General features: G+C 67.2%; 28 protein-coding genes, 1 tRNA gene and 1 other RNA gene. 18 read left to right on the forward strand and 12 right to left on the reverse strand.

Annotated elements, in window-relative coordinates; genetic code table 11:
- Window positions 1-4: 4 nt before the first annotated feature.
- From BWQ93_RS03925 to rpiB, 5 genes are read right to left on the reverse strand one after another with little or no spacing between them, the layout of a single operon-like run.
- Complete coding sequence (locus BWQ93_RS03925; RefSeq protein WP_077029379.1) at window positions 5-745, reverse strand: RNA methyltransferase; 741 nt, start codon at window positions 743-745, stop codon at window positions 5-7.
- Window positions 742-1,206 carry a transcriptional regulator NrdR gene (nrdR, locus tag BWQ93_RS03930; protein WP_077029380.1) on the reverse strand — a complete coding sequence of 155 codons (465 nt, stop codon included), beginning with the start codon at window positions 1,204-1,206 and terminating at the stop codon, window positions 742-744. The genes BWQ93_RS03925 and nrdR overlap by 4 nt, the downstream gene beginning before the upstream one ends.
- Before the next feature lie 3 nt (window positions 1,207-1,209).
- Window positions 1,210-1,428 carry a hypothetical protein gene (locus BWQ93_RS03935; protein WP_077029381.1) on the reverse strand — a complete coding sequence of 73 codons (219 nt, stop codon included), beginning with the start codon at window positions 1,426-1,428 and terminating at the stop codon, window positions 1,210-1,212.
- Window positions 1,429-1,430: 2 nt separating this feature from the next.
- Window positions 1,431-2,738: a serine hydroxymethyltransferase gene (gene glyA, locus BWQ93_RS03940; protein WP_077029382.1), complete on the reverse strand. Its 1,308-nt coding sequence runs from the start codon at window positions 2,736-2,738 to the stop codon at window positions 1,431-1,433.
- Entirely contained in the window at window positions 2,735-3,187 is a 453-nt protein-coding gene (gene rpiB / locus BWQ93_RS03945) for a ribose 5-phosphate isomerase B (RefSeq protein ID WP_077029383.1), read from the reverse strand. The genes glyA and rpiB overlap by 4 nt, the downstream gene beginning before the upstream one ends.
- 112 nt (window positions 3,188-3,299) lie before the next feature.
- Between rpiB and BWQ93_RS03950 the strand changes: the two genes are divergently transcribed.
- Window positions 3,300-3,491, forward strand: coding sequence for a hypothetical protein (locus BWQ93_RS03950; RefSeq protein WP_077029384.1), 192 nt, complete (start codon window positions 3,300-3,302; stop codon window positions 3,489-3,491).
- On the forward strand, window positions 3,488-4,189 hold the full coding sequence (locus BWQ93_RS03955) for a DUF3667 domain-containing protein (RefSeq protein ID WP_077029385.1): 702 nt from the start codon (window positions 3,488-3,490) through the stop codon (window positions 4,187-4,189). The genes BWQ93_RS03950 and BWQ93_RS03955 overlap by 4 nt, the downstream gene beginning before the upstream one ends.
- Here BWQ93_RS03955 and BWQ93_RS03960 read toward each other — a convergent pair.
- Complete coding sequence (locus tag BWQ93_RS03960) at window positions 4,186-4,842, reverse strand: alpha/beta hydrolase (protein ID WP_037510410.1); 657 nt, start codon at window positions 4,840-4,842, stop codon at window positions 4,186-4,188. The two genes, BWQ93_RS03955 and BWQ93_RS03960, sit on opposite strands and share 4 nt — an antisense overlap.
- A gap of 252 nt (window positions 4,843-5,094) precedes the next feature.
- Here BWQ93_RS03960 and BWQ93_RS03965 point away from each other — a divergent pair, with 252 nt between their 5' ends.
- The 12 genes from BWQ93_RS03965 (at window position 5,095) to BWQ93_RS04020 (ending at window position 15,495) form a co-directional block, all read left to right on the forward strand.
- On the forward strand, window positions 5,095-6,183 hold the full coding sequence (locus tag BWQ93_RS03965; RefSeq protein ID WP_077032189.1) for a cysteine desulfurase family protein: 1,089 nt from the start codon (window positions 5,095-5,097) through the stop codon (window positions 6,181-6,183).
- Entirely contained in the window at window positions 6,180-6,518 is a 339-nt protein-coding gene (locus tag BWQ93_RS03970) for a 2Fe-2S iron-sulfur cluster-binding protein (protein WP_077029386.1), read from the forward strand. Before BWQ93_RS03965 ends, BWQ93_RS03970 begins: the two co-directional genes overlap by 4 nt.
- Window positions 6,518-7,408 carry a class A beta-lactamase gene (bla, locus tag BWQ93_RS03975; protein ID WP_077029387.1) on the forward strand — a complete coding sequence of 297 codons (891 nt, stop codon included), beginning with the start codon at window positions 6,518-6,520 and terminating at the stop codon, window positions 7,406-7,408. Before BWQ93_RS03970 ends, bla begins: the two co-directional genes overlap by 1 nt.
- 38 nt (window positions 7,409-7,446) lie before the next feature.
- Window positions 7,447-7,544, forward strand: an RNA gene (ffs, locus tag BWQ93_RS03980) — signal recognition particle sRNA small type.
- Window positions 7,545-7,588: 44 nt separating this feature from the next.
- A complete protein-coding gene (locus BWQ93_RS03985; protein WP_083720602.1) occupies window positions 7,589-9,292 on the forward strand; it encodes a DNA polymerase III subunit gamma/tau in 1,704 nt (567 codons plus the stop codon).
- On the forward strand, window positions 9,289-9,624 hold the full coding sequence (locus tag BWQ93_RS03990; protein ID WP_077029388.1) for a YbaB/EbfC family nucleoid-associated protein: 336 nt from the start codon (window positions 9,289-9,291) through the stop codon (window positions 9,622-9,624). The genes BWQ93_RS03985 and BWQ93_RS03990 overlap by 4 nt, the downstream gene beginning before the upstream one ends.
- A 258-nt stretch (window positions 9,625-9,882) precedes the next feature.
- Window positions 9,883-12,279 carry an endopeptidase La gene (gene lon / locus BWQ93_RS03995; RefSeq protein ID WP_077029389.1) on the forward strand — a complete coding sequence of 799 codons (2,397 nt, stop codon included), beginning with the start codon at window positions 9,883-9,885 and terminating at the stop codon, window positions 12,277-12,279.
- Window positions 12,280-12,437: 158 nt separating this feature from the next.
- Window positions 12,438-12,710 carry an HU family DNA-binding protein gene (locus tag BWQ93_RS04000; RefSeq protein WP_037510426.1) on the forward strand — a complete coding sequence of 91 codons (273 nt, stop codon included), beginning with the start codon at window positions 12,438-12,440 and terminating at the stop codon, window positions 12,708-12,710.
- A 162-nt stretch (window positions 12,711-12,872) separates the two neighbouring features.
- A tRNA-Val gene (locus tag BWQ93_RS04005) sits at window positions 12,873-12,947 on the forward strand.
- Between the two features lie 74 nt (window positions 12,948-13,021).
- The gene (locus tag BWQ93_RS04010; RefSeq protein WP_077029390.1) at window positions 13,022-13,330 is read left to right on the forward strand and encodes a hypothetical protein; all 309 of its coding nucleotides are present in this window, start codon (window positions 13,022-13,024) and stop codon (window positions 13,328-13,330) included.
- Between the two features lie 95 nt (window positions 13,331-13,425).
- A complete protein-coding gene (locus BWQ93_RS04015) occupies window positions 13,426-14,091 on the forward strand; it encodes a response regulator transcription factor (RefSeq protein ID WP_058810093.1) in 666 nt (221 codons plus the stop codon).
- A 99-nt stretch (window positions 14,092-14,190) separates the two neighbouring features.
- Window positions 14,191-15,495: a sensor histidine kinase gene (locus BWQ93_RS04020; RefSeq protein WP_077032191.1), complete on the forward strand. Its 1,305-nt coding sequence runs from the start codon at window positions 14,191-14,193 to the stop codon at window positions 15,493-15,495.
- A 392-nt stretch (window positions 15,496-15,887) separates the two neighbouring features.
- Here the strand turns inward: BWQ93_RS04020 and BWQ93_RS04025 are convergent, their stop codons facing one another.
- Window positions 15,888-16,577, reverse strand: coding sequence for a glutathione S-transferase N-terminal domain-containing protein (locus BWQ93_RS04025; RefSeq protein ID WP_077029391.1), 690 nt, complete (start codon window positions 16,575-16,577; stop codon window positions 15,888-15,890).
- Complete coding sequence (locus BWQ93_RS04030) at window positions 16,574-16,861, reverse strand: chorismate mutase (RefSeq protein ID WP_058809773.1); 288 nt, start codon at window positions 16,859-16,861, stop codon at window positions 16,574-16,576. Before BWQ93_RS04030 ends, BWQ93_RS04025 begins: the two co-directional genes overlap by 4 nt.
- Before the next feature lie 104 nt (window positions 16,862-16,965).
- Here BWQ93_RS04030 and BWQ93_RS04035 point away from each other — a divergent pair, with 104 nt between their 5' ends.
- The 4 genes from BWQ93_RS04035 (at window position 16,966) to BWQ93_RS04050 (ending at window position 21,304) form a co-directional block, all read left to right on the forward strand.
- Window positions 16,966-17,979 carry a polyprenyl synthetase family protein gene (locus BWQ93_RS04035; RefSeq protein WP_077029392.1) on the forward strand — a complete coding sequence of 338 codons (1,014 nt, stop codon included), beginning with the start codon at window positions 16,966-16,968 and terminating at the stop codon, window positions 17,977-17,979.
- 210 nt (window positions 17,980-18,189) lie between these two features.
- Window positions 18,190-18,495, forward strand: a complete 306-nt coding sequence (locus tag BWQ93_RS04040) for a DUF1801 domain-containing protein (RefSeq protein ID WP_232314730.1) — start codon at window positions 18,190-18,192, stop codon at window positions 18,493-18,495.
- Window positions 18,492-20,957 carry an ATP-dependent helicase HrpB gene (gene hrpB / locus BWQ93_RS04045; RefSeq protein ID WP_077029394.1) on the forward strand — a complete coding sequence of 822 codons (2,466 nt, stop codon included), beginning with the start codon at window positions 18,492-18,494 and terminating at the stop codon, window positions 20,955-20,957. The genes BWQ93_RS04040 and hrpB overlap by 4 nt, the downstream gene beginning before the upstream one ends.
- 68 nt (window positions 20,958-21,025) lie before the next feature.
- Window positions 21,026-21,304 carry an ETC complex I subunit gene (locus tag BWQ93_RS04050; protein WP_058809769.1) on the forward strand — a complete coding sequence of 93 codons (279 nt, stop codon included), beginning with the start codon at window positions 21,026-21,028 and terminating at the stop codon, window positions 21,302-21,304.
- A gap of 37 nt (window positions 21,305-21,341) precedes the next feature.
- Here the strand turns inward: BWQ93_RS04050 and BWQ93_RS04055 are convergent, their stop codons facing one another.
- The 4 genes from BWQ93_RS04055 to BWQ93_RS04070 form a co-directional block, all read right to left on the reverse strand.
- Window positions 21,342-21,557 (reverse strand): DUF4170 domain-containing protein, encoded by a 216-nt coding sequence (locus BWQ93_RS04055; RefSeq protein ID WP_058809768.1) that lies wholly within the window; start codon window positions 21,555-21,557, stop codon window positions 21,342-21,344.
- Between the two features lie 72 nt (window positions 21,558-21,629).
- On the reverse strand, window positions 21,630-22,001 hold the full coding sequence (locus tag BWQ93_RS04060) for a hypothetical protein (RefSeq protein WP_077029395.1): 372 nt from the start codon (window positions 21,999-22,001) through the stop codon (window positions 21,630-21,632).
- A complete protein-coding gene (locus BWQ93_RS04065) occupies window positions 21,985-22,422 on the reverse strand; it encodes a hypothetical protein (protein ID WP_077029396.1) in 438 nt (145 codons plus the stop codon). Before BWQ93_RS04065 ends, BWQ93_RS04060 begins: the two co-directional genes overlap by 17 nt.
- Window positions 22,422-22,874 (reverse strand): phage holin family protein, encoded by a 453-nt coding sequence (locus BWQ93_RS04070; RefSeq protein ID WP_077029397.1) that lies wholly within the window; start codon window positions 22,872-22,874, stop codon window positions 22,422-22,424. The genes BWQ93_RS04065 and BWQ93_RS04070 overlap by 1 nt, the downstream gene beginning before the upstream one ends.
- Between the last annotated feature and the right edge of the window lie 6 nt (window positions 22,875-22,880).

The following is a 22,880-nucleotide window of genomic DNA, read 5'->3' on the forward strand; positions in this document are numbered from 1 at the left end:
CCGATTATCGCGGTCTGGCCTTCCGGCCGAGCGCCGTAATGATGCCGCGCATCATCCTGATATCATTATACGACCAGCCCGTCTTGGTGAGCGCGGTGCGCAATGTGCGCAGCGTCATCGTCCGGCGGTCGGGCGGGAAGAAATAGCCCGCCGCATCGAGATCGCGGACCAGATGGTCGATCAGCCCTTCGAGCTCGCCATGCTCGGCGGGTGGATCGAGCGGGACCTCGGGCGGGGTCGCCAGCGCCTTCCCCTTCGACCATTCATAGGCAAGCAGGATCACCGCCTGCGCCAGGTTCAGCGACCCGAACTCGGGGTTGATCGGCACGGTGACGATGCTGTGCGCCAGCGCGACGTCGTCGGTTTCCAGCCCTGACCGCTCGGGGCCGAAGACATAGGCCGAGCGGCCCGCGGTGGCGTGCACCGCCGTGGCCGCGGCTTCGGGGGTCAGCACCGGCTTGGTTACCCCGCGCTTGCGCACGGTGGTGGCATAGATGTGCGTGCAGTCGGCGGTCGCTTCGGCGAGCGTGTCGAACACCTGGGCTCCGGCGAGGACGATATCGGCGCCCGACGCCGCGGGGCCGGCATCGGGATTGGGCCAGCCGTCGCGCGGGCTCACGAGGCGCAGCTCGGTCAGCCCGAAATTGAGCATCGCGCGCGCCGCCTTGCCGATATTCTCGCCGAGCTGAGGGCGGACGAGGACGACGACGGGGGGCGGGGCAGCAGAGGCGTCGATCTCGCTCACCCCTTGTGCGCCGCCTCGTTGATCGTCGAGGCGAATTCCTCGAAATCCTTGGCCTCGGTGAATTCGCGATAGACGCTGGCGAAGCGGATATAGGCGACGCTGTCGAAGCCTTTGAGCGCTTCCATCACCATTGCGCCGATCTGCGCCGCCCGCACCTCATTCTCGCCCGAGGTTTCGAGCTGGCGCTGGATGCCCGACACCAGACGCTCGATGCGCGCGCCGTCGATCGGGCGCTTGCGACACGCGATCTGGACGCTGCGCATCAATTTCTCGCGGTCGAAGGGCTCGCGCCCGCCGTCGGCCTTGAGCACCGCGACCTCGCGCAGCTGGATCCGCTCGAAGGTCGTGAAGCGCGCGCCGCAATCCTCGCATTGCCGCCGCCGCCGGATCGCCGCGCCGTCCTCGGTCGGACGGCTGTCCTTCACCTGGCTGTCTTCATGGCCGCAATAGGGACAACGCATCGGTCAGCGACGCACCCGGCTGATGAGCGCGATCGCGGCGCCAGCGAACAGGCCGACGGGCCAGCTGACGACGGGCAGCACGATGCCCGCGACCGCGCCGATCGCGCCGCCCGTCAGCACCGGCCGCGTCGAGGGGTGGGCCATGCCCTGCTTGCCCATCGCCTTGACCTCTTCGATCGTCAGTTCGACCAGCGTCGGCTCCTCGGGGTGCTGCCGCGCCATGATCAGCCGCCGTAGATCGGGAAGCGTTCGCAGAGCGCGCGCACGCGCTTGCGGACATCGGCCTCGACATCGGCGTCGCCATGCTCGCCCTTGTCGCGCAGCGCCTCGAGCACGTCGGCGACCATGTCGCCGATGTCCTCGAATTCGGCGATGCCGAAGCCGCGCGTCGTGCCCGCCGGCGAGCCGACGCGGATGCCGCTGGTCTTGACCGGCGGCAGCGGGTCGAAGGGCACGCCATTCTTGTTGCAGGTGATCGCCGAGCGTTCGAGCGCCTCGTCGGCGTCGCGGCCGGTGATGCCGAGCGGGCGGAGGTCGATCAGCGCGAGATGCGTGTCGGTGCCGCCCGCGACGACATCGGCGCCGCGCGCCTTGAGCCGGCCGGCGAGCGCCTGTGCGTTGGCGATGGTCGCCTTGGCATAGTCCTTGAACTCGGGGCGCAGCGCTTCGCCGAAGGCCACCGCCTTCGCCGCGATCACGTGCATCAGCGGGCCGCCCTGCAGCCCCGGGAATACCGCCGAATTGATGCGCTTTGCGATCGCTTCGTCGTTGGTCAGGATCATGCCGCCGCGCGGACCGCGCAGCGTCTTGTGCGTCGTCGTCGTCACGACATGCGCATGCTCCATCGGCGACGGATGCGCGCCGCCGGCGACGAGGCCCGCGAAATGCGCCATGTCGACCATCAGCAGCGCGCCGACGTCGTCGGCGATGGCGCGGAAGCGCGCAAAGTCGAGCGTGCGCGGATAGGCCGAGCCGCCCGCAATGATCAGGGCAGGGCGATGTTCCCTGGCCAGCGCCTCGACCTGGTCGAAATCGACGAGATGATCGTCGGGGCGCACGCCGTACTGCACGGCGTTGAACCATTTGCCCGACATCGCGGGCGGCGCGCCATGGGTTAGGTGACCGCCGGCATCGAGGCTCATGCCCAGGATCGTCGCGCCGGGCTTGGTGAGCGCGAGCATCACAGCGCCGTTTGCCTGGGCGCCCGAGTGCGGCTGGACGTTGGCGAAATTGCAGTCGAACAGCTTTTTCGCGCGATCGATCGCCAGCGTCTCGACCTCGTCAGACGGCGCGCAGCCCTGATAGTAACGGCGGCCCGGATAGCCCTCGGCATATTTGTTGGTGAAGACCGAGCCCTGCGCTTCGAGCACCGCCTTCGAGACGATGTTTTCCGACGCGATCAGCTCGATCTGATAGCGTTCGCGCTCCATCTCATGCTTCATCGCCGCCGCGACCGCGGGGTCGGTGGTGGCGACCCCGTCGGTGAAATAGCCGGCCGATTTGATGGGCTTGTCGAGCGTTTCTGTGGTCATCGGCTGGTCTCCAATTGGGGAGGATGGGAAAGCTTGTCGACGCGGCGCGCATGGCGGTCGCCGGCGAAATCGGTGGTCAGGAAGGCGGTTAGGCACGCCTTGGCCATGTCGATGCCGGTCAGGCGCGCGCCCATCGCGATGACGTTTGCGTCATTATGCTGGCGCGACAGGCTCGCCGATAGCGGTTCGCTGACGAGCGCGCAGCGGCAGCCGGGGTTGCGATTGACCGAGATCGAGATGCCGATCCCCGATCCGCACAGCGCGACGCCCTTTTCGGCGCGCCCGCTCGCGACGGCGTCGGCGAGGCGGTAGCCGTAATCGGGGTAATCGACGCTGTCGGGACCGTCGGTGCCGAGATCCTCGACATCATGCCCCTGCTCGTGCAGCCAGCCCGCAAGCTGGGCTTTCAGCTCGTAAGCGGCATGATCGGCGGCGATGGCGATGCGCATGATGCGGCTCCCGCAGGGCTGGAGGGAATCGATGAGCGGCCTTTAGGCGAAGGCGCGCGGATTGGCCATAAGCGAGGTGGCAAATTTGTGACGCCGCCGATAAAGCAGCCCTATGTCCGACACGATCATGTCCATCCTCATGCTGACCGGCGTCGTCCTGACCGGGGGCGCCATTTATGTGTTCCGCATGGGCGACAGGCGCCGCGCGCTGCTGATGCTCGTCGCGGCGCTGGTGATGTTCGCCAATGTCGCGATTTGGCTGATCCCGGTAAAGGAAGCCCCCGCGAGCACCGCCGCCCGATGAGCGGCGATTGCGTCCACCGTCAGGTCGGGCGCTATTGCCCCGATTGCGGCAAGGATTTGTCGCCCGAGCCCTTCGACCGCCGCACCGTCGTCGACGAGCTGGTCGGCAACTGGTGGGAAAAGGGCGTGTTGCAGACGCTCGGCGGCCTCTTCCTGCGGCCCGGCGTGCTGATCCGCCGCTATATCGAAAGCGACCGCGACATCCTCGTCAAGGCGGTGCCCTATATCGCGGTGGCGCTGGCGCTGAACTATGCGCTGCGCGCGCGCTTCCTGCCCGGAAGCACCACGACCGACCTTTCGGTGATCGAGATGCTGCAGAACGAGCCGCTGGTCATCCCGCTGCTGTCGGCGGCGATCTCGGCGCTGGTGCTGCACTTCATCTTCTACCGCAGCGGAACGGCGGGCCTGTTCGGCACGATCGTGATGCGCCTCTATGTGCTCGCGCAGGCGACGTTGCTGGTCGTGTTCGCAGACCTCTTGATGGAGTTGTTCCTCGCCAACCGAAGCATCGGGCGCAACCTCGCGCGCCTGACGGTCGGGATCGGCTATACCATCTTCGCCGTGCGGGAGTTCTACGCGGGCGAAGGTCGTGGGGGTTGGATCCGCGCGATCGCCGCCGTCCTAAGCGGCGAACTCGCGCTGATCCTGTTCATCTTCACCCCCGCCGCGATGATCGAGGGCGCGGGCCTGCTCGATTAGCGGATCGGCGAATCGGGGGCGAGCCGCATATCTAGATAGTTATCGAGCGACTTCATCAACTGGTCGAGTTCATGCTCGAAGAAGTGATTCGCGCGCGGAATCTCGTCGTGATGGATGGTGATGCCCTTTTGCGTGCGCAGCTTGTCGACCAGCTTCTGCACGGCCGAGGGCGGCACGATCTCGTCCTGCCCGCCCGCGACGATGATGCCCGAAGAGGGGCAGGGGGCGAGGAAGCTGAAGTCGTACATGTTCGCCGGCGGCGCGACCGACAGGAAGCCGCGGATCTCGGGGCGGCGCATCAGAAGCTGCATGCCGATCCACGCGCCGAAGCTGAAGCCGGCGATCCACGTCGTCTGCGCCTCGGGATGGATCGACTGGACCCAGTCGAGCGCGGAGGCGGCATCGCTCAGCTCGCCGATGCCATTGTCGAACGTGCCCTGGCTGCGGCCGACGCCGCGGAAGTTGAAGCGCAGCACCGCAAAACCGCGCGCGACGAAGCTCTTGTACATCGCCTGGGTGATGCGGTCGTTCATCGTGCCGCCGCCCTGCGGATGCGGGTGCAGGATCAGCGCGACCGGCGCGCGCGGGCGCGGCGGCGGCGAGAAACGGCCTTCGATACGGCCCTCGGGGCCGGGGAAAATCACGTCGGGCATGGGCGCACCTTTATGTTCTGGGGCTTGCCACCGATTCGCCGGACGGCGGGGTGGCGGAGCGAAGACACGCGCCTATATAGAAAATAGGTCTCAACATGCAACTTTTGCGAATCGTTCGCAAAAAGGGTGTAAAATCCCGGCTTACCCTTCTCCGTTCGTGTCGAGCGAAGTCGAGACACGCGAAGGCACGCGCTCCCCATATGTGTCTCGACTACGCTCGACACGAACGGGTTTAGGGGGCACATGCCGCGCATGATCTACCTCGATTATCAGGCCACGACGCCGCTCGCGCCCGAGGCGCGCGAAGCGATGCTGCGCTGGCTGGAGGGGCCGAAAGGCGACGGTTTCGCCAACCCGTCGAGCACCCACAAGGCGGGGCGCGCCGCCGCCGCGGCGGTCGAGGTTGCGCGCGACCAGGTCGCGGCGCTGCTACCCAAGGGCGGGCGGCTCTTCTTCACCTCGGGCGCGACCGAGGCGCTCAACTGGGCGCTGCTGCGCGGGGCCGAAGCCATGCCCGGCGGCGTGGCGGGGCTCAGCATCGAGCATGCCGCGTCGTTGCAATGCCTCGAACGGCTCCACGCCGCGATCCTGCCCGTCGATGGCGAGGGGCTCGCGCTGCCGCCCGACGCCGACCTGATCCCGGAAGGTGGTATCGTCGCCGCGATGCTGGTGAACAACGAGGTCGGCACGATCCAGCCGGTCGCCGACTTTGCCGCCGCCGCGCACAAGAAAAACAGCCTGCTGCTCTGCGACGCGGTGCAGGGTTGTGGCCGCGTCGCGATCCCCGACGGCCCCGATTTGATCGCGATCTCTGCGCACAAGATTCACGGACCCAAGGGTATCGGCGCCCTGTGGGTCAGGGACGGCGTCGACCTGCCGCCCTTGATGTTCGGCGGCGCGCAGGAACAGGGGATGCGCTCGGGCACCGTCTCCCCCGCGCTATGTGCCGGTTTCGGCGCCGCGGCGGCGCTCGCGGCCGAGCGTTTCGACGAGGATGCGGCGCACGCCGAACGGCTGTGGTCGCTCGCGCTCGAGATGCTCCCAGAATGGACGATCAACGGTTCTTCGGAGCGCCGCTACCACGGCAATCTCAACATCCGCCGCGAGGGCGTGAACGGCCTCCGCCTGATGTCCGACGCGCGCAATATCGCTTTCTCGCTCGGCAGCGCCTGCGGCAGCGGGTCGGGCAAGGTCAGCCATGTGCTGCGCGCGATGGGGGTGAGCGAAGCCGACGCGCGCGCCTCGATCCGCCTCGGCTGGGGCCGCTACACGAGCGAGGCCGCGTTGCGCGAAGGGCTGCAAACGATCAAGGATGCCGCGCGGCTCCAGGGGGTTAACTGATGCGCGTCACCTTCATCCACGCCGACGGCAAGGGACGCACGGAGGCCGAGGCCGAGCCCGGCAGCATCCTGCTCGATGTCGCCCAGGCGCACCTGATGCCGCTCGAAGGGACGTGCGAGGGGCAGATGGCCTGCTCGACCTGCCACGTCATCGTCGACAAGGCGGATTTCGACCGCCTCCCCGAAGCCAGCGAGATGGAGGAGGACATGCTCGACCTCGCCGCCGGCGCCCGCCGTACCAGCCGCCTGTCGTGCCAGATCCTGCTGACGCCCGACCTCGACGGCCTCACCGTCCACATTCCCGCCGAAAGCCGCAACATGCAGGGGCCGCGCTGATGAAGAAATTGCTCCTTGCCGCGGCCGCGCTGCTGCTCGCCTCCTGCTCGTCGGTTCCGCCCGAACCCGGCGGCGACACCTTCACTTTCAGCGATGGCCTCCGCGATATCGAGGAACGCGCCGGCGGCCGGCTCGGTTTCGCGGTGGTCGACCACAAGGGGCGGCTGATCCTCGGCAGCAACGACAATGATCGTTTCGCGATGTGCTCGACCTTCAAATTGCTGCTCGCGGGTCAGGTGCTACGCGGCGCCACGAGGGGCGGCCCGTCGCTGCGTACGCCGCTGCCTTTCACCAAGGCCGATATCGTCTTCCACTCGCCCTATACCGAGGCCAATCTCGCATCGGGCGAACTCCGTTTGGGCTTCGCGGCCGAGCAGATCGTCAAGGTCAGCGACAATGCCGCCGCGAACCTGATCCTCAAGGCGACGGGCGGCCCCGAAGCCTTCACCCGCCGCATGCGCGAGATGGGCGACGCAGTGACGCGGCTCGACCGTTTCGAGACGATCCTCAACGAAAATGCCCTCGGCGACCCGCGCGACACCACCACTCCGCAGGCGATGGCGAAGAGCGCGGCGAAGATCGTCTATGGCGATTACCTCGATCCCGCGCATCGCAAGTCGCTGCGCCAATGGATGGTCGACAGCCAGACCGGGCTCGGCCGCATCCGCGCCGGCCTCCCCGCGGGCTGGGTTGCGGGCGACAAGACCGGCAGCTGCGGCAACGCTTATAACGACGTCGCCTTCGTCGAGCTGCCCGACGGCGGCAAATATATCGTCGCCGTCTATCTCGACCGGCCGAAGGTCGAGGGCGCCGCCGCCAACGCGATCATCGCCGAGGTGACGCGCGCGATCGCCGAGGATCTGCCCAAGGTCCCGAGCCTCCGCCAATAGCGGCGCTTGATTTTCGCCGCACCCGCCGCCATATGCGCCGCGGGAGTCGGGCGGACGTGGTCTTCGCCAACCCGGTCAGGTCCGGAAGGAAGCAGCCGCAACGAATTCGCCGCGGGTCGTTCCGGCTCCCACCCATTTCCCCCTTCGACAAGCGCGCCGACCGTCCCTAAGACGGATCGCATGAGCGATTCCGCCGACGACGAACCGACAATGCTGTGCATGGATTTGCCGGAGACGCCCGCGCCTTCGGCTTCCTCCGGGCCCTACCGCGTCCTCGCGCGTAAATATCGCCCGCAGACGTTCGCCGAGTTGATCGGGCAGGACGCGATGGTGAAGACGCTGGGCAACGCCATCGCGCGCGACCGGCTCGCGCATGCCTTCCTGATGACCGGGGTGCGCGGGGTCGGCAAGACGTCGACCGCGCGCCTGATCGCCAAGGCGCTCAATTGCATCGGCCCCGACGGGCAGGGCGGGCCGACGATCGATCCGTGCGGTATCTGCGAGCCGTGCCGCGCGATCACCGAAGGGCGCCATATCGACGTGATCGAGATGGACGCCGCGTCGAACACCGGCGTCGACGACGTGCGCGAAATCATCGAGGCGGTGCGCTACGCCGCGGTCTCGGCGCGCTACAAGATCTACATCATCGACGAAGTGCATATGTTGTCGCGCAACGCGTTCAACGCGCTCTTGAAGACGCTCGAAGAGCCGCCGCCGCACGTCAAATTCCTGTTCGCGACCACCGAAGTGAACAAGGTCCCGGTGACGGTGCTGTCGCGCTGCCAGCGCTTCGACCTCCGCCGCATCACGCCCGACATGCTCTTCGCGCATTTCAGCTCGATCCTGCAAAAGGAAGGCGTCGAGGCCGAGGCGCCCGCGATCTGGCTGATCGCCAACGCCGCCGAGGGATCGGTGCGCGACGGCCTGTCGATCCTCGACCAGGCGATCGCGCACGCCGATCTCGACGGCGGCGGCAAGGTGAGCGCCGACCAGGTGCGCGTGATGCTCGGCCTGTCGGACCGCTCGTCGATTGCGAACCTGATGGCGACGATCCTCGAGGGCGACGCTGGCGGCGCGATCGACCTTGCGCGCGGCCAATATGCGCTGGGCATCGAGCCCGTCGCGATGGTGCGCGGGCTGATGGACCTGACGCATGCGATTACCTTGGCAAAGGTGTCGCGTCACGAGGACCCGGCGCTGGCGCAGGTCGACCGCGAACGCATCGTCGATTGGGCGCAGAAGCTCGGCTTCGCGCCGCTCAACCGCCTCTGGCAGCTCTTGCTCAAGGGGCATGACGAGGTGCTGCGCGCGAACAATCCGCTCGAGCATCTCGAAATGCTGCTGCTGCGCGTGATCTATGCCGCGTCGATGCCCGATCCGGGCGAGCTGGCGAAACTGCTCGAAAGCGGCAGCTTCCCGACGGCGCCGCTGCCCGCGCCCGCTGCTCCGGCCCAGGACGCGACGGCGAGCGCGCCCGAACCGGTCGCCGCCGAAGCCGGAGCGCCCGCATCGGGGCTCACCGTCGCGCAGATTCACCAGCTGCTCGAAAGCACCGGAAATCATCGGCTTGCGGTCGATGTTTACGATCATCTGCGAATCATCGCGCTCGAACCGGGCGTCATCGAGTTCGCCGCGGTGCCCGCGCTTGCCGACGGCTTCGCGCGCGAGCTTGGCGAGGCGCTGCTGAACACCACCGGCAGCCGCTGGCAGGTGCGCAGCGGCGCGGGCGAAGGGCGGCCGAGCCTCGGCCAGATCCGGAGCGCCAGCCTGGCCGACAACGACCAGCGCATCCGCGAGCTGCCCGTGGTCAAGGCTGCTTTCGCCGCTTTTCCCGACGCGGCGCTTGAACCCTCCGACGACAATCGCCATAGGTCGAACCCATGAAATCGATGGAAGAAATGCTCAAGGCGGCGCAGCAAGCCGCCGAAACCGTGCAGGCCCAGATGGCGGAGGCGCAGGCGAAGCTCGACAGCGTCGAGGTCGAGGGCGTGTCGGGCGGCGGACTCGTAAAGATTCGCGCCAGCGCCAAGGGCCGCATCAAGGCGATCGCGATCGACGACAGCCTGATGGTGCCTGCCGACAAGCAGATGCTCGAGGATCTCCTCGCCGCCGCGTTCAACGACGCGCGCGAAAAGGCCGATGCCGCGAGCAATGAGGAAATGGGCAGGATGACCAGCGGCCTGCCGCTGCCCCCGGGTTTCAAGCTGCCGTTTTGACGAGATGATCCTCCCTGTGGCGAAGCCATGGCGAGGGGGACCGCCGCCGCAGGCGGTGGTGGAGGGGCATCGACGTCAGCGCTATTGCCCCTCCGTCAGCGCTTCGCGCTGCCACCTCCCCATCGCTGCGCGACAGGGAGGATCGAATGGCCGTTCACCGCAGCGACATTGAATGCGGCGCATGGTACGCCATATTAGCGGTAACACCGCCACAAGAAGGACGGCGCGCCGACTGCGGGCGCCGCTCCAGGAGCCATGATGAGCCAGACTTTTCCCCTGTTGCCGCTGCGCGACATTGTTGTTTTTCCCCATATGATCGTGCCGCTGTTCGTCGGCCGCGATCGCTCGGTCGCCGCGCTCGAAGTCGCGATGGAAGCCGACAAGGAGATTTTCCTCGTCGCCCAGCTCGATCCGGGCGAGGACGATCCACAGCGCGACGACCTCTACGACGTCGGCGTGATCGCCACGGTGCTCCAGCTCCTGAAGCTCCCCGACGGCACCGTCCGCGTGCTCGTCGAGGGTAAGGAGCGCGCCAAGCTGCTCGCGCTCGAGAATGACGACAAGGCGGTATTCGCGCGCGTGACGCCGATCGCCGATGCCGAGGACGACAGCGTCGATACCGCGGCGCTGATGCGCTCGGTCGTCGACCAGTTCGAAAATTACGCCAAGCTCAACAAGAAGATGCCCGCCGAAACCGCGGTCCAGCTGTCGCAGATCGAGGATGCCTCGCGCCTCGCCGATTCGGTTGCGGGCAACCTCAACATCAAGGTGTCGGACAAGCAGGCCCTGCTCGTCGAGGGCCAGCCCGCCAAGCGGCTCGAAATGGTCTTCGCCTTCATGGAGGGCGAACTCGGCGTGCTGCAGGTCGAAAAGAAAATTCGCGGCCGCGTGAAGCGCCAGATGGAAAAGAGCCAGCGGGAATATTATCTCAACGAGCAGCTGAAGGCGATCCAGCGCGAGCTGGGCAACGACAATGGCGAGGGCGGCGACGACCTCGCCGAACTCGCGGCCAAGATCGAGGGCATGAAAATGTCCAAGGAAGCCAAGGCCAAGGCGACCGCCGAGCTCAAGAAGCTGCGGGCGATGGCGCCGATGTCGGCCGAGGCCACGGTCGTGCGCAACTATCTCGACACGCTGATCGGCCTGCCGTGGGGCAAGAAGTCGAAGCTGAAGAAGGACATCGCCAAGGCGCAGTCGGTCCTCGACGACGACCATTATGCGCTCGAAAAGGTAAAGGACCGCATCGTTGAATATCTGGCGGTGCAGGCGCGCACCAACAAGCTGAAGGGCCCGATCCTGTGCCTCGTCGGCCCTCCGGGCGTCGGCAAGACCTCGCTCGGCCGCAGCATCGCGAAAGCCACCGGCCGCGAGTTCGTGCGCCAGTCGCTTGGCGGCGTGCGCGACGAGGCCGAGATCCGCGGCCACCGCCGCACTTATATCGGCTCGCTTCCGGGCAAGATCGTGACCAACCTCAAAAAGGCCGGCACGATGAATCCGCTGTTCCTGCTCGACGAGATCGACAAGCTCGGCCAGGATTTCCGCGGCGATCCGGCTTCGGCCTTGCTCGAAGTGCTCGACCCCGAACAGAATGCGAAGTTCCAGGACCATTATCTGGAGATCGACGTCGATCTTTCGGACATCATGTTCGTGACGACGGCGAACTCATTGAACCTGCCGCAGCCGTTGCTCGACCGCATGGAGATCATCCGGCTCGAAGGTTATACCGAGGACGAGAAGGTCGAGATCGCCAAGCGCCACCTCGTCGCCAAGCAGGTCGAGGCGCATGGGCTGAAGGCCGGCGAGTTCGAGCTGACCGAAGAGGGGCTCCGCGACCTCATCCGTTACTACACCCGCGAGGCGGGCGTGCGCACGCTCGAGCGCGAGATCGCCAAGCTCGCGCGCAAGGCACTGCGCCGCATCCTCGAAGGCAAGACCGAGAGCGTGACGATCACGCCCGAAAACCTCGCCGACTTCTCGGGCGTGCGGAAATTCAAGCACGGCATGGGCGACCTCGAGGACCAGATCGGCGCGGTCACCGGCCTCGCCTGGACCGAGGTCGGCGGCGAGCTGCTGACGATCGAGGCGGTCACCGCCTCGGGCAAGGGCCAGGTGCGCACGACCGGCAAGCTCGGCGAAGTGATGACCGAGTCGGTGCAGGCCGCGCTGTCGTTCGTGAAGGCGCGCGCGCCCAGCTATGGCATCAAGCCCAGCCTGTTCGCGCGCAAGGACATCCACATCCATCTGCCCGAGGGCGCGGTGCCCAAGGACGGCCCGTCGGCGGGCATCGGCATGGTCACCGCAATGATCTCGACCCTCACCGGCATCGCGGTGCGCAAGGATGTCGCGATGACCGGCGAGGTGACGCTGCGCGGCCGCGTCCTCCCAATCGGCGGGCTGAAGGAAAAACTGCTCGCGGCGCTCCGCGGCGGGATCAAGACCGTGCTGATTCCCGAGGAAAATGAGAAGGACCTGGTCGAGATTCCGAAGAATATCACCGAGGGTTTGCGCATCATCCCGGTCAGCCATGTCGACCAGGTGCTCGCCGAAGCGCTCGTCGCGCCGGTCGAACCGATCGAGTGGACCGAGGCCGACGATCTGGCGGCATCGCCGCCGATCGCGACCGCGACCGACCCCGAAAGTGCGATTCGACATTAACCTCGGTTCAGCCAAGCTGTTTTTCGTCGCAAAAACGTCATTTTCACCGGTTTTTGCCCCTTTTTTGCTTTGACAAGCGGGGGACAAAGGTCGTTAGTGGCGCGCCATGGCAACGGCCATGAATCATTCATTCAACAAAAAGCAGGGGTTCCTTAGGCATGAACAAACAAGACCTGATCGCCGCAGTTGCTGACTCGAGCGGCCTGACCAAGGGCGACGCGAGCAAGGCAGTGGAAGCTGTTTTCGACGCGATCACGGGTTCGCTCAAGAAGGGCGGCGAAGTCCGTCTCGTCGGCTTCGGCACCTTCGCCGTCAGCAAGCGCAAGGCCTCGACCGGCCGCAACCCGCGCACCGGCGAAACGATGACCATCGCGGCGTCGAACCAGCCGAAGTTCAAAGCCGGCAAGGCCCTCAAGGACGCCGTCAACTAAGTTGGCCGGCACCTTTTGGTGAAAAACATTCGGGTCGTGGCGTGAGCTGCGGCCCGATTTGTTTGTGGGCGTGCTATCGGCAAAATCGCCGTTGCAATCGCCGCCGCAGCGGCTATGGACGTCCGGCTTTCGGACGCGGCGCCCGCCGCTCCAGTCCGGGACGGGCGCGTAGCTCAGCGGTAGAGCACACCCTTCACACGGGTGGGGTCACAGGTTCAATCCCTGTCGCGCCCACCATGGTTGGCCGGCCTAACCATGGATGACCGGACCATTCATCGCCTATTCAATGCGTTCGCATTAGGAATCCGGCCATGTTCCGCACTCTCTCTCTTTCGCTGGCCTCGGCCCTGCTGATCGCCGCCGGCGTGCCCGCCGAGGCGCGCGGCGACCGCGACCAGGATCATCTCCGCGACGCCGCGGCGCAGGGCAAGGTCGTCCCGCTCGGCAAGCTGATCGCCGACGTGAAATCGCGGCCGCCCTACAGCGACATGACCTTCCTCGGCGGCGCGCAGTTCGACCCGCAGCGCATGATCTATACGCTGAAGTTCATGGACGGCAGCCAGGTCGTCGTCGTCTATGTCGACGCGCGCTCGGGCCGCATCGTCGGGCGCAAGCCCTGACATCGACGCGCAACACATTTGCGATGACCGCCCCGAGTGGTACAGATGAACAAAGCGACCGGGCCGACCCGGCTCGCGCTAGGAAAGGCGCCTGAATGCGAATCTTGATTGTCGAAGACGAGCCCACGCTGGGACCGCAGCTCAAGGCGACGCTGGAGGGCGCGGGTTATGCCGTCGACCTCGCGACCGACGGTGAGGACGGGCATTTCCTCGGCTCGACCGAAAATTACGACGCCGCGATCCTCGACCTCGGCCTGCCCGAGATCGACGGGCTGACCGTGCTCGACCGCTGGCGCCGCGAAAAGCGCAATTTCCCGGTGCTGGTGCTGACCGCGCGCGACAGCTGGTCCGACAAGGTGGCGGGGCTCGATGCCGGCGCCGACGATTATCTCGCCAAGCCCTTCCAGACCGAGGAACTGATCGCGCGCCTGCGCGCGCTGATCCGCCGCGCCGCGGGCAACGCGTCGAGCGAGCTGATCGCGGGCAAGGTGCGCCTCGACACGCGCTCGGGCCGCGTCACGCTCGACGGCGAGCCGGTCAAGCTGACCGCGCAGGAGTATAAATTGCTGTCCTACCTGCTCCACCACAAGGGCAAGGTCGTGTCGCGCACCGAGCTGATCGAGCATATCTACGACCAGGATTTCGACCGCGATTCGAACACGATCGAGGTCTTCGTGACGCGCATCCGCAAGAAGCTCGGCGCCGACATCATCACCACCATCCGCGGTCTCGGCTACCAGCTCGACGACCCGCAGGGCTAAGCCATGGCGGAGGCCGACGCCCCGGCCGGAACGGTGGACACCGAAGCCGCCAAGCCCGCCGCGCTGACGAGCCGGATCACCGGCTCGCTCGCGCGGCGCATGATCGCGATCGCGACGATCTGGATCTCGGTGCTGCTGCTCGGCGGGGGCTTCGCGCTCGACCGCGTGCTCACCGGCGCGATCACTCGCAACTTCGACTCCAGCCTCGAATATGTGCTGATCGCGATGATCCGTTCGTCCGAAATCGGCCCCGACGGCGAGGTGCGGCTGATCGACCCGCTAGGCGATCAGCGTTTCCTCGAACCTTACAGCGGCCTCTATTGGCAGATCAGCGGCGGCAGCCAGGAGCCCTATCGCTCGCGCTCCTTGTGGGAGCGCACGCTCAAGGCGCCGACCCCGCACGTCGACAACGCGCTCCACATCTACGACAGCGCGCAATTCCCCGAAGAGCAATTGCGCGTGCTCGAACGCAACGTCATCCTGCCGGGCAGCAAGATCAACTGGCGCTTCCAGATCGCCCAGTCGCGCGAGGCGCTCGACCTCCAGATCCGCGCGGTGCGCGCAACCTTGATCCCCAGCCTGGCGCTGCTCGGGCTCGGGCTGATCGTGCTCGCGGCGCTCCAGACCTTCTACGGCCTGTGGCCGCTCCGCCACATCCGCCGTGCGATCGCCGCGATGCGCGGCGGCCAGCACCGCCGCGTCGTCGCGCCGCTGCCGCTCGAGGTGCAGCCGATGGTCGACGAGCTCAACGCATTGCTCGCGCACAACGAAAAGCAGGCCGAGGAAGCGCGGCTCCACGCCGGCAATCTCGCGCACGCGCTCAAGACCCCGCTCACCGTGCTCGTCAACAGCGCGACGAGCGAAAAGTCGGAACTTGCCGAAACCGTGCGGCGCGAGGCGGCGACGATGCAGCGCCAGGTCGACCACCACCTCGCGCGCGCGCGCGCCGTCGGCCGCCGCGGCGCGGCGCAGGCCAGAGCTAACGTCCGCGACAGCGTCGACAGCGTGTCGCGCGCGGTGGCGCTGCTACACCCCGACGCCCGCCTTGACGCCTCGGGCGACAAGACGCTGGTCGCGCGCGTCGAGCGCCAGGATCTCGACGAACTGATCGGCAACCTGCTGGAGAATGCCGCCAAATATGGTGGCGGCAGCGTCTTTGTCACCGTGCAGCGCGACGGCGGCATGGCCGAAATCCTCGTCGAGGACGACGGCCCCGGCATCTCGCCGGTCGATCGCGTGCGCATCTTCGACCGCGGCGTTCGGCTCGACAGCGGCAAGCCGGGCACCGGGCTTGGGCTGGCGATCGTGCGTGACGTCGCCGAAATCTACGGCGGCAGCATCGCGCTCGAAGAGAGCGAGGATCTGGGCGGACTGTTGGTGCGGCTGCGGTTGCCGGCGGGGTAGGGGGCAGCGGCGGCTTCGGGGTGGGGAGCGGACGTTCCTAATCCTCCCTGCGGCGAAGCCGTGGGGAGGGGGACCGCCGAAGGCGGTGGAGGGGTCGATGCCCGAAAAGTTGGTCTAAGGCCGCTACCCCTCCACCATGCTTCGCATGGTCCCCCTCCCCATCGCTTCGCGACAGGGAGGATTACTACGTCCGCCACCGCCCGTTTCCGCCCCCGACGAAATAGGATCGCCAGCCGAAAATCACCGCTTTCCTAAACTATTTCGCTGTGTCAGCCTTCGACCGGCTCTTTGATTCGTCGATCACCGCCGCCGCTTCGCGACCGCTCCGAAACCCAGGCCTTAAGGGCACAAAGGTCACAATTCCGACCCGACGACCGGGGGCCTTTGTGACCTTAAGCCGCCGTCACCACCAGCCCGCGCTGCACCGCCGGCCGCGCGAGCCCGGCGTCGAGCCAGCGCTGGACATGGCCGAATCGCTCGAACCCGACGATCTCGGCGGCATCGTAGAAGCCGATCAAATTACGCACCCAGCCGAGCAGCGAAATGTCGGCGATGCTGTATCCTTCGTCGATGATCCATTCGCGCTCCGCCAGCCGGTCGTTGAGCACCCCGAGCAGCCGCGCCGATTCCGCCGCGTAGCGGTCGCGCGGACGCTTGTCCTCATAGTCCTTGCCGGCGAATTTGTGGAAGAAGCCGAGCTGGCCGAACATCGGCCCCGCGCCGCCCATCTGCCACATCAGCCACTGGATCGTCTCGTAGCGCGTCGCGGGATCGGCCGACAGAAACTGGCCGCTCTTGTCCGCCAGATAGATCAGGATCGCGCCCGATTCGAACAAAGCCAGCGGCTTGCCGCCCGGCCCGTTCGGGTCGAGGATCGCGGGAATCTTGCCATTGGGATTGAGCGCGAGGAACGCCGGATCGTGGCTCTCGTTCGCCATGATATCGATCCGGTGCGGCTCATAGGGCAGGCCGCTTTCCTCGAGCATGATCCCGACCTTCACCCCATTGGGCGTCGGCGCCGAGAAGAGCTGGAGCCAGTCGGGATGCTGCGCCGGCCATTTGGCGAAGATCGGGTGCGTCATGCGTCCTGCTCCCGCTTCGCCTTCTGGTGGTGGCGGATCACTTCCTCGATGATGAAGCGCAGGAATTTCTCGGTGAAATCGGGGTCGAGGTCGGCGTCGCGCGCCAGTTCGCGCAGGCGACCGATCTGGCGCTCCTCGCGGCCCGGATCGGCGGGGGGCAGGCCTTCGCGCGCCTTTAGTTCGCCGACCGCCTTGGTCACCTTGAACCGTTCGGCGAGCATATAGACGAGCGCCGCGTCGATATTGTCGATGCTCTGGCGGTAACGGCTCAGCTGGTCGTCCATGGTCGGCTCCTCTTATGCCCGGCACGCTTGGCACCGCGGGGGCGTCCAAAGCAAGCCGAAAGTCGTTGCAAAATGATGGCCCTCCGGCCAATGCGGCACCTGTCATGAGTGCCGAAATCTACCGCCTCCACGGCGACAAGCCGCCTTCGCTCGACCCGATGATGGCGCTCGTCGCCGCCGACATGAACGAGGTCAATGCGGTCATCCTCGACCGCATGCAGTCCGAAGTGCCGCTGATCCCCGAACTCGCCGGTCACCTGATCGCGGGCGGCGGCAAGCGCATGCGGCCGATGCTGACACTCGCCTGCGGCAAGCTGCTCGACTATCCGGGCCGCCGTCACTGCAAGCTCGCCGCCGCGGTCGAATTCATCCACACCGCGACGCTGCTCCACGACGACGTCGTCGACGGCTCCGACCTCCGCCGCGGCCGCAAGACCGCGAACATCATCTGGGGCAATAGTGCTTCCGTCTTGGTCGGCGACTTCCTGTTCAGCCGCGCCTTCGAGGTGATGGTCGAGGACGGTTCGCTCAAGGTGCTCAAGATTTTGAGCCGCGCGTCGGCGGTGATCGCTGAGGGCGAGGTCAACCAGCTCTCGGCACAGCGCCGGATCGAGACGAGCGAGGACCAGTATCTCGCGATCATCAACGCCAAGACCGCCGAGCTCTTCGCCGCCGCGTGCAAGATCGCTGCGGTCGTCGCCGAACGCGACGACGCGACCGAGGCCGCGCTCGACAGCTATGGCCGCAACCTTGGCGTCGCTTTCCAGCTGGTCGACGATGCGATCGACTATGTCTCGGACGCCGAGACGATGGGCAAAGGCGTCGGCGACGACTTCCGCGACGGCAAGGTCACGCTGCCGGTGATCCTCGCCTATGCGCGCGGCAATGCCGAGGAGCGCGAATTCTGGAAACAGGCGATCGTCGGCCACCGCAGCTCGGACGAGGACCTCGCTTATGCCACCTCGCTGCTCCACAAGCATGACACGATCGCCGACACGCTGGCGCGCGCGCGCCATTATGGCCAGCGCGCGGTCGATGCGATCGGCGGCTTCCGCGCCAGCCAGGCCAAGGCGGCGCTGACCGAGGCCGTCGCTTTCGCGGTCGCCCGCGCCTACTGAATATTCAGAATTTCCCGCGACAGCGGGATTCCATTTTTCTTCTTCGCGCCTTTGCGCCTTTGCGTGAAACCAGAAAAATCTCACGCAAAGGCGCAAAGGCGCGAAGAAGGATATAGGGGAGCTGGCGGAATGGCGATGATGGGTCCTGCGGCGGAAAGCCCTGACGCTTACATCGCTGCGCTTTCGCGATGGCAGCGCGAGCTCTGCGAGATGTTGCGCGCCGCCGTGCTACGCGCCGCCGCCTTCGACGAGACGATCAAATGGACCAACCTCGTCTTCCTGGCCAACGGGCCGTGCATCCTGATCCGCGCCGAGGAGCATCGTGTGCTGCTCGGTTTCTGGCGCGGCAAAAGGCTGCGCGAGATCGAGCCGCGGATCAAGGCGAGCGGCAAATATGAGCTCGGCAATCTTGTGATGACCGCGGAGACGGTGGTCGATCCCGCGATGGTCGAGCGGCTCGCCGCCGAGGCCTACCGGCTTAATTTCGAACTCGGCAATCCGTCGACAAGAACATGAGCCTCACGCTTCCGATCGACGCGGTGCTGCCCGATATCATGGCGGCGCTGACGCTGAAGCCCAATGTCGTCGTCGTCGCGCCGCCCGGCGCCGGCAAGACGACGCGCGTCGCGCCCGAAATATTGAAGCAGCCGTGGTGCAAGGGCGCGGTGTGGCTGCTCTCGCCCCGCCGCCTCGCCGCACGCGCCGCCGCCGAACGCATCGCCGAGGAGACGGGGACGAAGGTCGGCGAGCTCGTCGGCTACGCCACCCGCCTCGACAGCAAACAGTCGAAGGACACACGCCTGCTGGTGATGACGCCCGGGCTGTTCCGCAACCGCATCCTCGACGATCCCGAACTGGGCGGCGTCACCGCGGTGCTGTTCGACGAAGTGCACGAGCGCAGCCTCGACGGCGATTTCGCACTCGCGTTGGCGATCGACGCGCAGCAGGGTCTGCGCGACGACCTCCGCCTCGTCGCCATGTCGGCGACGCTCGACGGAGCACGTTTCGGCGCGCTGCTTGGCAATGCGCCGGTGGTGAAGAGCGAGGGCAAGAGCTGGCCGCTCGACCTGCGCCACATCGGCCGCCGCGCCGAGGACCGGCTCGAGGTCGCTGTGGTCGCCGCGGTACGGCAGGCGCTCGCCGAAGAACCCGAGGGCGATATCCTGACCTTCCTGCCCGGCGCGGGCGACATCGAACGCGCCGCGACCGCGGTCGAGGAGGCGCGGTTGCCGCTCGTCGTGCACAGGCTTCACGGCCAGATCGACCCGGCGCTGCAACGCGCCGCGCTAGTTCGCGACCCCGCCGGGAAGCGCAAGTTGATTCTCGCGACGAGTATCGCCGAGACCAGCCTGACCATCGAGGGCGTGCGTATCGTCATCGACGCCGGCCTCTCGCGCCGCCCGCGCTTCGACAAGGCGGCGGGTATCGCGCGGCTCGTCACCGAACGCGCGAGCCAGGCCTCTGCCACCCAGCGCGCGGGCCGCGCGGCGCGGCAGGGGCCGGGGGTCGCCTACCGCCTGTGGGAAGCCGCGGCGACCGCGGGCATGCCGCCCTTCGACCCGCCCGAGATTCACGAGAACGACCTGATGCCCGTCGTGCTCGATTGCGCGAGCTGGGGCATCGTCGATCCGCGCCAGCTCGGTTGGCTCGACCCGCCATCGCCCGCCGCGATTTCGGAGGCCAAGACGCGGTTGCAGGCGATCGGCGCGCTCGCCGCCGACGGGCGGATCACCCCGCACGGCCACGCGCTCGCCGCGATCCCGCTGCCCGTGCCGCTCGCGCATATGATCCTCGACGCCGCCGCGGCGGGCGAGGCCGAACTCGCCGCGCGGCTTGCGGTGCTGCTCACCGAACCGGGGCTCGGCGGGCGCGGGGTCGATGTCGAGGCACGGCTCCAGCGCTGGAAGGAGTCGCGGAACGACCGCGCCGAGGGCGCCTGGCGGCTCGCGCGGCGGCTCGCATCGCTGGCCGAGAAGCGCGTCGGCGATGGCGCGCCGCTGACCTCGCGCTCGGTCGGCGGCTGGATCGCGACCGCTTGGCCCGACCGCGTCGCGCGGCAGCGCGCCGGGCAGCGCGGCGAATATTTGAGCGTCGGCGGCCGCGCCTACAAGCTCGACCCGCTCGAACCGCTCGCGGGCAGTGAGTGGCTCGCCATCGCCGATGCGCAGGGCCATGCAGCGGGCGTTCGCATTCTCGCCGCGGCGCCGATCGCGCAGGTCGAGGTGGAGGCGATATTCGCCGACCGTATCGTCGCCCATTCGGGCAGCAGTTACGACGCGGCGAACGACCGCGTCGATCATCGCCGCGAACGGCGGCTCGGCGCAATCGCGCTGACCAGCGGTAAGGCGGGGCGCGAGGAAAGCGCTGAGGACGACGCCGCGCTGCGGCTCGTGGCGGTGCGCGACAAGGGGCTGGGGCTGATCGGCTGGGGCCCGGCGGCGCAGGCCTTGCGGCTGCGCGCCTCTTTCGCCGGGATCGACGCGCTGTCGACCGCGGCGCTTGCCGACAGCATCGATTTCTGGCTCGCGCCGCTTTTGCCCGGATGCCGGGGCCTCCGCGATATCGGCGACCGGCGGCTGACCGAGGCGCTGATGGGGCTGCTCGACTGGCCGGCGCGGCAATTGCTCGAAAAGCGCGCGCCCGACGATTATGTCACGCCCGCGGGCAGCCATCACAGGATCGACTATGGCGCCGACGGCGGGCCGCAGGTCAGCGTGCGCGTGCAGGAGATGTTCGGGCTGGCGCGCCATCCGACCGTCGGCGAGCCGCCGGTGCCTTTGGTGCTCGCGCTGACCTCACCCGCGCACCGCCCGATCCAGACGACGCGCGATATCGCGAGTTTCTGGAGCGGCAGCTGGCACGAGGTGGCGCGGGAGATGCGCGGGCGTTATCCCAAGCACAGCTGGCCCGACGACCCCGCGACCGCGCGCCCGACCCTGCTCACTAAGGCGGCGCAGGCGCGGCGCGACGGGGCGTGACGATCACCCTTTTCGTCGGCGCACCGACGCGCTAAGGCGCGGCAAAGGCTCCATCCGAGGACGAGAATATGAAGGCGCGCATTTTCCAGAAGCCCAAGAACGCGATGCAGTCGGGGCGCGCGGGCACGCAGCGCTGGATGCTCGAATTCGCGCCCGCCGAGGCGCGCAAGGCCGATCCGCTGATGGGCTGGGCGGGTAGCGGCGATACGCAGCGCCAGCTGCGGCTGGGCTTCGCGACGCAGGAGGAAGCGGTCGCCTATGCGGAGCGCAACGGCATCGATGCCGAAGTGATTGCGACCCCCGAACGCAAGCTCAAAATCCAGGCCTACGCCGACAATTTCCGCTGAGTAGCGCGGCCCCCGCGTCGGCGGGGGCGGCTGACTATTATTCCGCGTCGGGCTGCAGCAATTTGTGCAGATGCACCACGACATATTTCATTTCGGCGTCGTCGACGGTGCGCTGCGCAGCGCTGCGCCACGCCTTTTCGGCGCTCTTGTAATCGGGATAGAGGCCGACGACGTCGAGGTCGTGGAGGTCGACGAAGTCGAGGCCCTGCGGGTCGCTGACGCGGCCGCCGAACACCAGGTGCAATTTGCTCATGATGGCTTTCCTAGCAGCGAAGGGGAGAAGCCGCGCCCCCTATCAGCGCCGCGCCGTTCGGGCAAGATGGCCTCAAGCCTCGCTGTCCTCGTCCTTGCCGCTGCGACCTTTCGGCAGAAGAGCGCCCAGCAGCGCTCCGATTGCCACCGCGCCCGCGACGAGCGCGACCGGCTGTTTTTCGGCGACATCCTTGAGCTTCGAGTTCGCACGCCTGGCCTGTACCTTGCCCTTGGCGAGCGCCTCGCCGGCGGCATCGCGGGCGACCGCCGCTTGTTCGGCGCCCTTCGCGGCGAGCTCGCTCGTCGCGGCGCGCGCGCGGCCGTAACCGTCCTGGATGCGCGCCTTGGCCGCCTCGGCGGTCTGCTTCGCATTTTCGGCGGTTTTCTGCGCAACTTCACTCACTTTCGCGGTGGTTTCGCGGGCGGTTTCACTGAGCGGCTTCATCCTGGTCCTCCAAATTTTCGGTTTCTGCGGCCGGCTCGACGTCTTCGACCGGCTCTATATCTGCGACGGGATCGGGGTCATCCACCCGGGCGTCGCCGGGGCGTATCTTGTCGATCCCCGCTTCGGCGAGGTCGCGCAGCTTGCGGCCCAGGCGCGGCAAATGTTCCCTGATCGGTTCGCGGAAGAGCCAGAGGACGCCTGCTGCGGCAGCAAGAGTCAGCGGCAGGCGGTTGTTCTTGAATTGCTTCTGCACCGCGTGCGCCGTGTCGTCGATCCTGGCATCCAGGCGATATTTGCCACGCTTGACCAGCGCCTTCGGCTTGAACGCTTCGCCCGCAACGCCCAGCTTGCGCCCGAGTTCGGCGCGCTGGATCATCGCGCGGTGCGCGGCGTTGATCAGCCGGTTGCGGGTACGCGGCATCAGTCGTCTCCCCGCTCGCCGGTGAGGTCGCGGCGGAACGCGGTGCGGATGTCGGCATAGCTGCGCTGCGCGCGCCAGCCGGCAAAGGCGGCGATGGCCACCAGCACCGCAACGACGATCAGCGTCGCGAGCAGCGGCCCGACTTGCGGCGACAGCGCGAGGATCGCCCCGAAGGCCAGCGCGAGCAGCGCGACACCCAGCGCCGTCGCGGCGACGGCGCCCCAGGTCGCGGTCCAGGTGACCCCGTGCAGCGCCAGTTCGCCGCGCGCCTCGAGCAGCGCCATTTCGGCCTTCACCGTCGCCTGCACATGATCGACGACGTCGCCGACGATCTTGTCGAGCGGTACCGGCGGCGGCGTCACGGGACGCCCGTCGGGCGCATAGCCGTGGCTCACGCGGTCGAGCGGGCCCCGGTCGGCGGGGGCAGGGGGTTCAGGCTGTACGGATGGCATCTCGCT

The organism is Sphingopyxis sp. QXT-31 (assembly GCF_001984035.1).
Classification (GTDB): Bacteria; Pseudomonadota; Alphaproteobacteria; order Sphingomonadales; family Sphingomonadaceae; genus Sphingopyxis.

Excerpts from the sequence above, each read along its gene's own strand:
- BWQ93_RS04020 (WP_077032191.1), top strand. The coding sequence starts at position 14,191 with ATGATCGCGATCGCGACGATCTGGATCTCGGTGCTGCTGCTCGGCGGG.
- BWQ93_RS04065 (WP_077029396.1), bottom strand. The coding sequence starts at position 22,422 with ATGCCGCGTACCCGCAACCGGCTGATCAACGCCGCGCACCGCGCGATG.
- BWQ93_RS04035 (WP_077029392.1), top strand. The coding sequence starts at position 16,966 with ATGAGTGCCGAAATCTACCGCCTCCACGGCGACAAGCCGCCTTCGCTC.
- bla (WP_077029387.1), top strand. The coding sequence starts at position 6,518 with ATGAAGAAATTGCTCCTTGCCGCGGCCGCGCTGCTGCTCGCCTCCTGC.
- rpiB (WP_077029383.1), bottom strand. The coding sequence starts at position 3,187 with ATGCGCATCGCCATCGCCGCCGATCATGCCGCTTACGAGCTGAAAGCC.
- BWQ93_RS03965 (WP_077032189.1), top strand. The coding sequence starts at position 5,095 with ATGATCTACCTCGATTATCAGGCCACGACGCCGCTCGCGCCCGAGGCG.
- BWQ93_RS04060 (WP_077029395.1), bottom strand. The coding sequence starts at position 22,001 with ATGAAGCCGCTCAGTGAAACCGCCCGCGAAACCACCGCGAAAGTGAGT.
- nrdR (WP_077029380.1), bottom strand. The coding sequence starts at position 1,206 with ATGCGTTGTCCCTATTGCGGCCATGAAGACAGCCAGGTGAAGGACAGC.
- BWQ93_RS03990 (WP_077029388.1), top strand. The coding sequence starts at position 9,289 with ATGAAATCGATGGAAGAAATGCTCAAGGCGGCGCAGCAAGCCGCCGAA.
- BWQ93_RS04070 (WP_077029397.1), bottom strand. The coding sequence starts at position 22,874 with ATGCCATCCGTACAGCCTGAACCCCCTGCCCCCGCCGACCGGGGCCCG.
- BWQ93_RS04055 (WP_058809768.1), bottom strand. The coding sequence starts at position 21,557 with ATGAGCAAATTGCACCTGGTGTTCGGCGGCCGCGTCAGCGACCCGCAG.
- lon (WP_077029389.1), top strand. The coding sequence starts at position 9,883 with ATGAGCCAGACTTTTCCCCTGTTGCCGCTGCGCGACATTGTTGTTTTT.
- BWQ93_RS03935 (WP_077029381.1), bottom strand. The coding sequence starts at position 1,428 with ATGGCGCGGCAGCACCCCGAGGAGCCGACGCTGGTCGAACTGACGATC.
- BWQ93_RS03950 (WP_077029384.1), top strand. The coding sequence starts at position 3,300 with ATGTCCGACACGATCATGTCCATCCTCATGCTGACCGGCGTCGTCCTG.
- BWQ93_RS04050 (WP_058809769.1), top strand. The coding sequence starts at position 21,026 with ATGAAGGCGCGCATTTTCCAGAAGCCCAAGAACGCGATGCAGTCGGGG.
- BWQ93_RS04015 (WP_058810093.1), top strand. The coding sequence starts at position 13,426 with ATGCGAATCTTGATTGTCGAAGACGAGCCCACGCTGGGACCGCAGCTC.
- hrpB (WP_077029394.1), top strand. The coding sequence starts at position 18,492 with ATGAGCCTCACGCTTCCGATCGACGCGGTGCTGCCCGATATCATGGCG.
- BWQ93_RS03960 (WP_037510410.1), bottom strand. The coding sequence starts at position 4,842 with ATGCCCGACGTGATTTTCCCCGGCCCCGAGGGCCGTATCGAAGGCCGT.
- BWQ93_RS03985 (WP_083720602.1), top strand. The coding sequence starts at position 7,589 with ATGAGCGATTCCGCCGACGACGAACCGACAATGCTGTGCATGGATTTG.
- BWQ93_RS04025 (WP_077029391.1), bottom strand. The coding sequence starts at position 16,577 with ATGACGCACCCGATCTTCGCCAAATGGCCGGCGCAGCATCCCGACTGG.
- BWQ93_RS04000 (WP_037510426.1), top strand. The coding sequence starts at position 12,438 with ATGAACAAACAAGACCTGATCGCCGCAGTTGCTGACTCGAGCGGCCTG.
- BWQ93_RS04040 (WP_232314730.1), top strand. The coding sequence starts at position 18,190 with ATGTTGCGCGCCGCCGTGCTACGCGCCGCCGCCTTCGACGAGACGATC.
- BWQ93_RS04010 (WP_077029390.1), top strand. The coding sequence starts at position 13,022 with ATGTTCCGCACTCTCTCTCTTTCGCTGGCCTCGGCCCTGCTGATCGCC.
- BWQ93_RS03955 (WP_077029385.1), top strand. The coding sequence starts at position 3,488 with ATGAGCGGCGATTGCGTCCACCGTCAGGTCGGGCGCTATTGCCCCGAT.
- BWQ93_RS04030 (WP_058809773.1), bottom strand. The coding sequence starts at position 16,861 with ATGGACGACCAGCTGAGCCGTTACCGCCAGAGCATCGACAATATCGAC.
- glyA (WP_077029382.1), bottom strand. The coding sequence starts at position 2,738 with ATGACCACAGAAACGCTCGACAAGCCCATCAAATCGGCCGGCTATTTC.